This window comes from Streptomyces sp. UF-297 (genome assembly GCF_058245575.1).
Map to the genome: position 1 here is coordinate 148,389 of NZ_JBSIBZ010000007.1, position 8,407 is coordinate 156,795.

General features: G+C 68.4%; 8 protein-coding genes. 6 read left to right on the plus strand and 2 right to left on the minus strand.

Annotated features, from left to right (window positions below; translation table 11 throughout):
* Positions 1 to 218 precede the first annotated feature (218 nt).
* The 3 genes from AC4IJH_RS07025 (at position 219) to AC4IJH_RS07035 (ending at position 2,790) form a co-directional block, all read left to right on the plus strand.
* Positions 219 to 419 (plus strand): hypothetical protein, encoded by a 201-nt coding sequence (locus AC4IJH_RS07025; protein WP_490850658.1) that lies wholly within the window; start codon positions 219 to 221, stop codon positions 417 to 419.
* Positions 420 to 972: 553 nt separating this feature from the next.
* Positions 973 to 1,626, plus strand: a complete 654-nt coding sequence (locus tag AC4IJH_RS07030; RefSeq protein WP_490850659.1) for an O-methyltransferase — start codon at positions 973 to 975, stop codon at positions 1,624 to 1,626.
* Between the two features lie 399 nt (positions 1,627 to 2,025).
* Positions 2,026 to 2,790 (plus strand): SDR family NAD(P)-dependent oxidoreductase, encoded by a 765-nt coding sequence (locus AC4IJH_RS07035; protein ID WP_490850660.1) that lies wholly within the window; start codon positions 2,026 to 2,028, stop codon positions 2,788 to 2,790.
* Positions 2,791 to 3,057: 267 nt separating this feature from the next.
* On the opposite strand, the gene AC4IJH_RS07040 is transcribed toward AC4IJH_RS07035, so the two are convergent.
* Together AC4IJH_RS07040 and AC4IJH_RS07045 are read right to left on the minus strand one after the other, a co-directional pair.
* The gene (locus AC4IJH_RS07040; protein WP_490850661.1) at positions 3,058 to 3,585 is read right to left on the minus strand and encodes a hypothetical protein; all 528 of its coding nucleotides are present in this window, start codon (positions 3,583 to 3,585) and stop codon (positions 3,058 to 3,060) included.
* Positions 3,586 to 3,707: 122 nt separating this feature from the next.
* Positions 3,708 to 4,790: a LuxR C-terminal-related transcriptional regulator gene (locus AC4IJH_RS07045; RefSeq protein ID WP_490850662.1), complete on the minus strand. Its 1,083-nt coding sequence runs from the start codon at positions 4,788 to 4,790 to the stop codon at positions 3,708 to 3,710.
* 674 nt (positions 4,791 to 5,464) lie between these two features.
* On the opposite strand from AC4IJH_RS07045, the gene AC4IJH_RS07050 reads away from it, so the two are divergent.
* The 3 genes from AC4IJH_RS07050 to AC4IJH_RS07060 form a co-directional block, all read left to right on the plus strand.
* Entirely contained in the window at positions 5,465 to 5,977 is a 513-nt protein-coding gene (locus tag AC4IJH_RS07050) for a glycoside hydrolase family protein (RefSeq protein WP_490850663.1), read from the plus strand.
* Positions 5,978 to 6,721: 744 nt separating this feature from the next.
* Positions 6,722 to 7,738 (plus strand): cytochrome P450, encoded by a 1,017-nt coding sequence (locus tag AC4IJH_RS07055; RefSeq protein ID WP_490850664.1) that lies wholly within the window; start codon positions 6,722 to 6,724, stop codon positions 7,736 to 7,738.
* Positions 7,739 to 7,772: 34 nt separating this feature from the next.
* The coding region (locus AC4IJH_RS07060; RefSeq protein WP_490850665.1) for a JmjC domain-containing protein at positions 7,773 to 8,407 on the plus strand (635 nt) is incomplete at its 3' end.

Consider the following 8,407-nt stretch of genomic DNA (forward strand, 5'->3'; position numbering starts at 1 on the left):
CACCACTCGGTGGGCCGACGGGTTCGTGAATCTTCGGATGGCCGGGCAAAGGCCACGAACTGCCTCGCATCCAACGCGGATTTCTCGCACCGGATGCGAGAAGCGGAGCGCTGGTCTGTTGCCCCCGTGAGCTGGGCCGTAGCTGCACAGCGTTGTTTCCCGCGAGAACTACTGGGAACCCCAGGGGCATCTGCCATCCCGTCAGTACGATGAGCGCCATGTCCACCCCGCGCCGCCGACGACTCGGTCACGGCCCCCAGCCCCAGGTCGCCGAGCCCCCGGCCGCTGTTACGGCAAGCCGTGACCGCGTACGGGCCAGCGAAGCCGACCGGCGCAACGGGCCCCGCCCCACCGTCCGACTCCTGGACGAGCTCGCCGAGCTCCGCGAGCGCGGCACACTCGGCACCCGGGGAAGCTGAGTCCGCACGACGGAGCGTGAGGTTACGGCGGGGGCGCCACGGCATCGAGCAACTGCCGCAGGAGCAGCAGCGCGTCGGCCGGTACCTCGGAACGGACCGATTCAAGGAGCGCGGCCGCGGGGAGGAGCGCGTCGGCGAGGCGGCCGGGCAGGGCCTTGCGGAGTCCGGCCCGCAGCCAGGATGCCGAGCGCGGGCCGCGGGCCAGGTCCTCGGCGAGGACTGCTCCTCCGGAGAGGGCAGCCAGGTGCCGGCGGGGTGCTCGGCCGGGAGGGCATGGAGCCTCTGTTACGAGCGAGGGCGTGCCAGTAGACCGGCAACAGTGCAGACCCGCGCACCGAGTTGAGATCAGAACCATCCCGAGAACCGACTCCCCCACGCCTGAAGGCGCGGCTCCCCTTCGCTGGATACCCGACGGAAAACGTGGCCGTTTCACGGCAACGGTTGGCCACATGCCGTCCGCCAGCCAGCCTAGCCTGACCGTACGAACCAAGGCTCAAGTGTTCGGCGATTACCGAACTCCCTTGGCACACCCATGCAGAGAGGGAATCCCTTCATGCCCGAGAACACCCATCGCCCGCTCCGTGACTTCGGGGTGAACGCCGTGATCGACAAACTTGCGGCGGCGCAACCGTTTCCGCCCAACGACCCCCGCGCCGGGCGCGAGCGTAATCCGCACGACTACAGCGAGTACGGCTTCTCGATCCTCCCTGAACAGGGGGACTTAATCTACCTGTTGTGCCGTGGCCTGCGCGCCACCCGGGTCGTGGAGTTCGCGACGTCGGTCGGCATGTCGACGCTCTACTTCGCCGCCGCTATGCGCGACAACGGAGGCGGCACGGTCATCGGGTCGGAGATCGTGCCTGCCAAGGTCGCCGCCGCCAAGCGCAACCTCGACGCCGCCGGACTCTCCGACTACGCCGACATACGCGAAGGTGACGCCCGCACCACCTTGCGCGACCTCGGCGGTCCGGTCGACTTCGCGCTGATCGACGGCTGGATCGGAACCGGCCCCTCACTCGCCCGTCAAGTCATCGAACTCATCGCGCCGCAAGTACGCGTCGGAGGCTATGTCATGAACGACAATGCCGAACCCGACTTCCTTGACTACGTCCGCGACCCGGCCAACGGATTTCTGTCGGTAACCCTGCCACTTCACGGCGGCACCGAACTCTGCGTCAAGGTGGACGCATCGCCGAAAGGCTCCTGACTGTTAGCGCCACGCCGCTGAGGCATCGGCTCCACTGCACGTGACGAGGCCAACTCGTGGGTCGAGCCATGGTCCTGAGCACAGCGGCCTCGCGGGCTCGCGGGCTCGCGCCGAGGGCGGCGGCGGTGGTGTTTCGGTGCTTCTGACTCCATCCGTAAAGGGGGGACCACCGCGTGCTGTTGCGCTGTGGTGGTCGAAGTCGTCCGGGTCCTGTGGGCCGGTGTCCCGCGGGCCGTCCCCGACAGGGCGGAAACCGCGGGCACCCGGCGCTTGCCTGATAGGACTGCCGGGCTGACGGCGCCGTTGCCTTCGCCAGGCTCGGCGAGGACTGACGTACCGGGACGTGCACGCCCGCCAGTTGGACGGGAGAACTCGGCACATCACCATCAAGGAGCGACTGTGGCACATCTCAGTGGAAAGGTCGCACTGGTCACCGGCAGCAGCCGGGGCATCGGGCGAGGCATCGCCGAACGCCTGGCCCGGGACGGCGCTTTGGTCGCCGTGCACTACGGCAGCAACGAGGCGGCGGCCAAGGAGACCGCCGCGGCCATCGCCGAGGCCGGCGGCCGGGCGTTCATCGTGCGCGCCGAACTGGGCGTTCCCGACGATGTGGACACGCTCACGGCAGGGCTGGAGGCCGGACTACGCGCACACGGGGAATCGACGATCGACATCCTGGTGCACAATGCGGGGCTCAACTTCATAGGGAGGCCGATCGAGGTACTCAGCCCTGAGGAGTTCGACCAGATGGTCGCGGTCAATATCAAGGCACCGTTCTTCCTCACTCAGCGGCTGCTGCCACGGCTGCGCGACGGCGGCCGGATCATCAATATCTCCTCCGTCTCCACCCGTATCGCCTCCACCCACGGCATCGGCTATCCGCTGACCAAGGGCGCACTCGAAGTGTTCAGTCACACTCTGGCCAAACACCTCGGCCCCCGCGAAATCACCGTCAATTCCGTCTCGGTCGGCTTCACCCACACCGACATGACCGCCGAAGTGCTGGCCGACCCGGCGAACCTGGAGCGCAACATCAGCTTGACCGCCCTCGGCCGAATCGGCCAGGTCCCGGACATCGCCGACGCGGTCGCCTTCCTGGCCTCCGACGACGCTCGCTGGATCACTGGCGCAAAGATCGACGTCACCGGCGGCGTCAACCTGTAACAACGCCCTGCGAGTTCAGTCCTTGACCGAAGGTCTACGGCCATCTCCGGGTCTGGAGGGGCGCCGTCTTCACCACGCTGCCGGAAGGCCCGACGGCCGAGGCCGCTCGCCGAAGGTAAAGGGGGCATGTCTCTGGTCCGTACGGATTCCGCCACCGCCCTCGCCCACCATGACGCCGCCGGGATTCCCATCGGCGAGGAGACCGTGGACGCCCTTGAGGGCGCCGACCGGAGCCGTGGGTGCAGCGTGGTTGGTCGGCAGCAGGTGTCAGCCGCCGGGGAGGGGCTCGGGGTAGCGCTTGAGGACCTGGGCGGGGTGGTTTTCGTCGGTGGGCCAGAGCACGACGTGGTAGTGGTCCTCGCCGTCCAGCCCGTCCTCGGAGAGGGTGTGCAGGCCGTGGGAGTAGATGCGTACGGCGTAGGTGCCGGGGGTGAGGGGGATGTGAGGCGGCTCGTTGTCGAAGCCCGGCATGGCGATGAGCAGGCGCCCGGAGGAGAGTGCGAGGCCGGCCTGAGTGACGTGGTCGGCCCGCTGTAGTTCTGCGTCATCGTCGGCCGGCGGTGTGCGGCGCACGTCGACGGTGACGGGAACGGTGAAGGGGCGGGCAGCTCCGACGCCGACGATGCCAGGAGCGATGTTGATCCAATTCTCCACCAATGGGTCGAACCAGGCGGGGTCGGGTTCGACCAGGTGCGCGTCATCGTCCTGGATCAGCAGGGTGGAGTAATGGGCGAGGACCTCGAGTTCATGACGGGAGAGCAGGTCGGGTTCGCTCGGGGATGAGGTGGACGTCATCGGAAAGTGGGCTCCGTCGGGCAGTGCGTACGGGGTCTGGGCGAGGGGCCTCGGCTGCGAACCGGTAGTCCGGTGGCAACCGGCGCAAGCGAGGGGCGTGTTCCTTTTCGCGGAGTAACCGATCAATCAGTGGGTGTATTCGAGGTGTTGGGTAGCGCGCGGCCGCTGTCGGGAAGCTCGGGGTAGGGCTTGTCAATGCTGCTTTTGGGGTCGTCGTCGGGGGTGTCGAGAAGGCCGATGCGGGTGGCGATGACGGCGGCCTGGAAGCGGCTTTCGGCGTTGAGGCGTTCGAGGATGTCGGCGACGCGACGGCGGACGGTGCGCAGGGACATGCCCAGGCGGCGGGCGATGGTCTCGTCTTTGAGGCCGGCGGCGAGCAGTTTCAGCAGGGTGGTGTCGATGTCGCGGGCGGTCTTCTCGAACCCGTCGGCGCCGAGGGCGGTGGGGTCGATGAATTCGGTGGCGTGAGTCCAGGTCTGTTCGAAGATTTTGCGGAGGTAGGCGATGAGGTGGGGTTCGCGGACGACGACGGCGCCGTAGGTGGTGGTGTCGGTCGGCAGGAAGGCGACGGTGTCGTCGAAGACGATGAGCCGGCCGAAGAGTTCGTGTGCGGTGCGGTACTCGCCGCCCAGGGCGCTGGCGGCGGCGACGTAGGCCTGGGTGGGGCCGTGGAAGCGGACCACGTGTTGCTGAAGGGTGCGCATGCGGATGCCGCGTTCGAGGAGGGCGCGGTCGCGGACCAGGGCCGGTTCGAGGTTGGCGGGGTTACGGGAGACGTCGCCGGGCTGGCAGGCGATGACCTCGTAGCGGCAGCGCGCCGCCTCGTACTCCAGTTGTGCGTTGACCGCGGTGAGATCGGGCAGGACCGTCACGGCGTCCGGACCAGCGCCGGGGGCGTCGGGGTGGGCGGGGCGGGTGACGCGGTGGATGTCCGCGCGCAGGGCGGCCAGGCGCTGCTGATGGGCGGCGGTTTCGGCGGCGATACGGGCCTCGACCTCAGCGGTGAGGCCTTCCAGGGCTGCTTGCGGGGGCATCGCGCGGCCCTGGAGGGGGTTGGCCGGGTCGGAGCGGAGCAGGTGGCGCTGGGTCAGGCGGGCCAGGGCGGCACCGGCTTCCTGCACGCCGATGCCGAGGGCTTGTGCCAAGAGGGCGGGGTCCAGGCAGCCGTGCAGGCGGACGTGGTCATAGATCTGCCGGTCCGTCACGTGATCGTCGCCGTGGATGCCGGGGCTGTACGGGGGCGGGGCGCATCCGCTGCACTCCGTGGACGGATTCGGGCCCTTCAGAGATGGCTCGGCCCGACCGTTCATCGTGTCCGCTTCGCGCACTTCCTCCCCCTGTCCCCTGGTGAAACTGACACTTTAATGACAGCCACCGCCCCTGGTCGCACGGGAGTGCGCGGGCAAGAATCATGACATCGAAACCGACGGCACCACTATTCAAAGGATTTCGTTGTGAAGCGTGCTTTCCATACCGTTGTCGGCGCCGTCACAGTCGTAACCGCCCTGTACGCCTTCGCGGCCCCCGCCGTCGCCAGCGAGCCGTCGGGGCTCACGCCGACGGGCACCCATGAGGTGTCCATCACCGCCCACGGGCCGCTGCGCGACCCTGCCACGTCCTACGTGATCTCTCTCGGCAACACCTCCTGGGGCAACTGCCGACCCCGTCCCGGCGGGGAAGTGACGTGCGACGAGCGCACCCGACGCGTAGCGACAGCACCGCGGCACGAGGACGCAGGCCCCGCAGGGACGGGTCAGCGGGAGCACCGGGCTGGGTAGAGCCCGCCGACGGCGAGCCCTCCTGCACACGTGTCGACATCGACTGTCGACATCGACGTGACGGGGCAGCCGGAAGCGAGGTGTGGCGACTCCGGCCGCTCATGTCTTCGCCCACTATCGGCGACGTATCGCGCTCGCGGCTGTGGCCGCGGGCCTGGCGAATCCGCCCCGCGCTGCTCCTCTTCTTCGCCCGCCACAGCGAGCCCGCCCACCTGCGGGCCGCCGATCAGATCGCCGAGCGCATCCGAGGCATCATGGCCGACGGCACCAGTACGGCGGACCCCGGCGGACTGACTGACGGAGCCTCAGGCGCCGCGCTGTTCATGGCGCACCTTTACCGCATGACCGGCGATGCGAAGCTCTTGGATACCGCCATCGAATGCGTTCGACGCGACCTACGCAACTGCGTCGGATTCAACGGATCCCTTCAGCTCAACGACGGCTGGCGAACGGTTTCCTACCTCGGAGCCGGCCCCTCGGGCATTGGCATCGCCGCTCTGGAATTCCTGCGCCACCGGGACGAGGCAGATCCGCGTGCGGCCGTCGACGGCATCCACCGCGGCATCGACCACCTTGCCCCGCTGCTCGGCCTGAGCCCCGCCTCGGCCGCCTAAGACCACCGCGACCGATACCGGTCCGGTATCCGTGAACGATTCCGAAAGGAGGTGATCCCGTAAGTCAGTCCTTGACCTGCAAACCCTGACCGCGAACGAGGAAGACCATCTCGTTCTCCTCGGCAGCGCCACGTCCACGATCTGCTCGTGGAACCCGCATGCGCGACCAACTGAGTACGGCACCGGCGGCCCGCCGCGCTCGGCGTCGCAGGACATGTTTCCCAGTGTCCGTACGGCAGTTCACGTACCGAGCCGGTCCGGCGAGTGCGACGTCACCGCCGCGGCCGCATCCGCTACGGCCCGAAGTCCGGGTCCTGCACCGGCCCCGCCGAGGAACGTCGAATTTCAATTACGCCGCGGGCGCCCCTGTTTTGTCGTGCCCGCTGAGAATGGAGTAGTTATGAAGAAGATCAAGGCGCTTGTCAAGAAGTTCAAGAAGGACGAGGACCTCGCCAACCACGCGTGGGTGCTGCACGTGATCTAACACACCGCCGTCGGCGGAGGAGACGGCCATGCCGCCTCCTCCGCCGACGCTGCACAGTGCCCCTTTGCTGCCGGGTCCGCGGCGGCCACGACCGTGCCGGATTCCGCCGCAGGCCGGAACGCGGCACGGAGCGGCAGCCCTGCCCATTCCCTGCCCGGAGCTCTCCGCCCGCTGCGGGGAACACATGTCATTGCCATCCCAATGGAGGCGGGATTCTCGTGGAAGAAATGGCGCCGACAGCGGTGCACGACCATTCCGTCGTGTACGCCCCACGAATTCAGGACCTGCTGTCCAGGGAAGAGAAAGTCTTCCGGATCGACGCGACCACGGTTGGTGTCTCCGACTGCCACCTGATCGCCGAGATCGTCGCGGCGCGCCCTGTGCTGGCAACGGAGCGCTCGGTCTACAAGCCCGCCGCAGGAGCCGACATCCACCACGACAGCGCGACACAGACGATCCGCGCGCTGGGTCAGGACGTCATGGCGGGTATCCGGACTCCACCGCCCCCGGCGCGTGGACTGTCCGGTGCCTGGCCCTATGCGGCCACCTCCTACCTGCGCCAGTGGCTCTTCTCGTCCGACCCTCTGCCGCTCTCCCTGTTGTCCAAACGCGGCATCACGCGCTCCAACACCCTCTCCCGAATCGTCGACCGCGCCGTCACTGTCTGGCCGGGATCCGGCGCCGGGGGCAGGTCGACCGCGCTGGCCGAGCAGATCCGCGGCGCTTCCGGCACCCGGGACAGAAGGCAGGCCATCGCCATGTACCGGCGAGCGACGGCCACCCTCTGCGACGGCGTGGCCGCGCTGGCCGGCAACGCCCTGTGGCTCATGGGGCCGGCGCGGGAACAGGAGAAGGCCCCCGCCGACCTCACCGTGGTCCTATGGGAGACGCTGCGGCTCCTCCCGCCTGCCTGGATGCTCTTCCGCACGGGCGGCGGGAACGCCTACACCGCGCTGCACCCTGAGATCCGCCCCGAGGACAACATCGCGCTCCTCCCACTCCTGATGCACCGTCATCCTGATTACTGGGCCGACCCGTTGAACTTCCGGCCCGAGCGGTGGGCCGGGGTGACGGACCCGGAGAAGACGCCCGCGTTCATGCCGTTCGGATTCGACGGTGCCCGCTGCTGGGCCAAGCACCTGGTCGTCCCCCTGGCCGAACGCCTGCTGACCGTCGCCTTCGACAACCGCCTCACCATTCGCAGCCCACGGCAGGAGACACACATCCCCCTGCGCTCCCTGCTCTCCGTACGGTTCGACGCACAGACCCGGGCATGACCCGGCGCCGCGCCCTGACACCACGGGAAACACCATGGAATCGCCCACACTGGCCAACTGGGTCGGCGACATCAACAGCTTCACCGACCACCAGTGGCAGCGCAGGCCTGCGGTCTTCGCACCGGAGACACTCGCCTCCCCCTTCGACCTCCACGAATTGGACGCCGCCTTCGACGGAGGACTGCTGCGCACCCCCTACCTGGAGATGGTCCGCTCCGACAAGGTCGTCGTACCGCCCGGCGCCTACACCACCTCACGCGTGGTCAACGGCACAACGCACCACGGCTTCGCCGACCGCGCGAAAGTCGTCGCGCTCCTGCAGGCCGGGGCGACGCTGCTCCTGCGATGCGTCGACCAGTGGCACCGCCCCACGGGCGATCTGGTGGCACGGCTGTCCGAGGAGATCGACCGGCGCGTGGAGGCGTTCTTCTTCGTCACGCCCGCCGGCGGTCAGGGTCTCGCGGTGCACCGGGACGACGCCGACGTGTTCGCCCTCCAGGTGGCAGGACGTAAAACCTGGTACGTCCACGACGCTCCGGCCATGGCGGACTGGTCGTTGGGAGAACTCCCCGACGACGAACGCTCCCCCCAACTCCTGCACAGCGTCCTTGAGCCCGGCAACGTCCTCTACATCCCACGCGGCTTCGCCCACCGCGCGGTGGGCGAAGC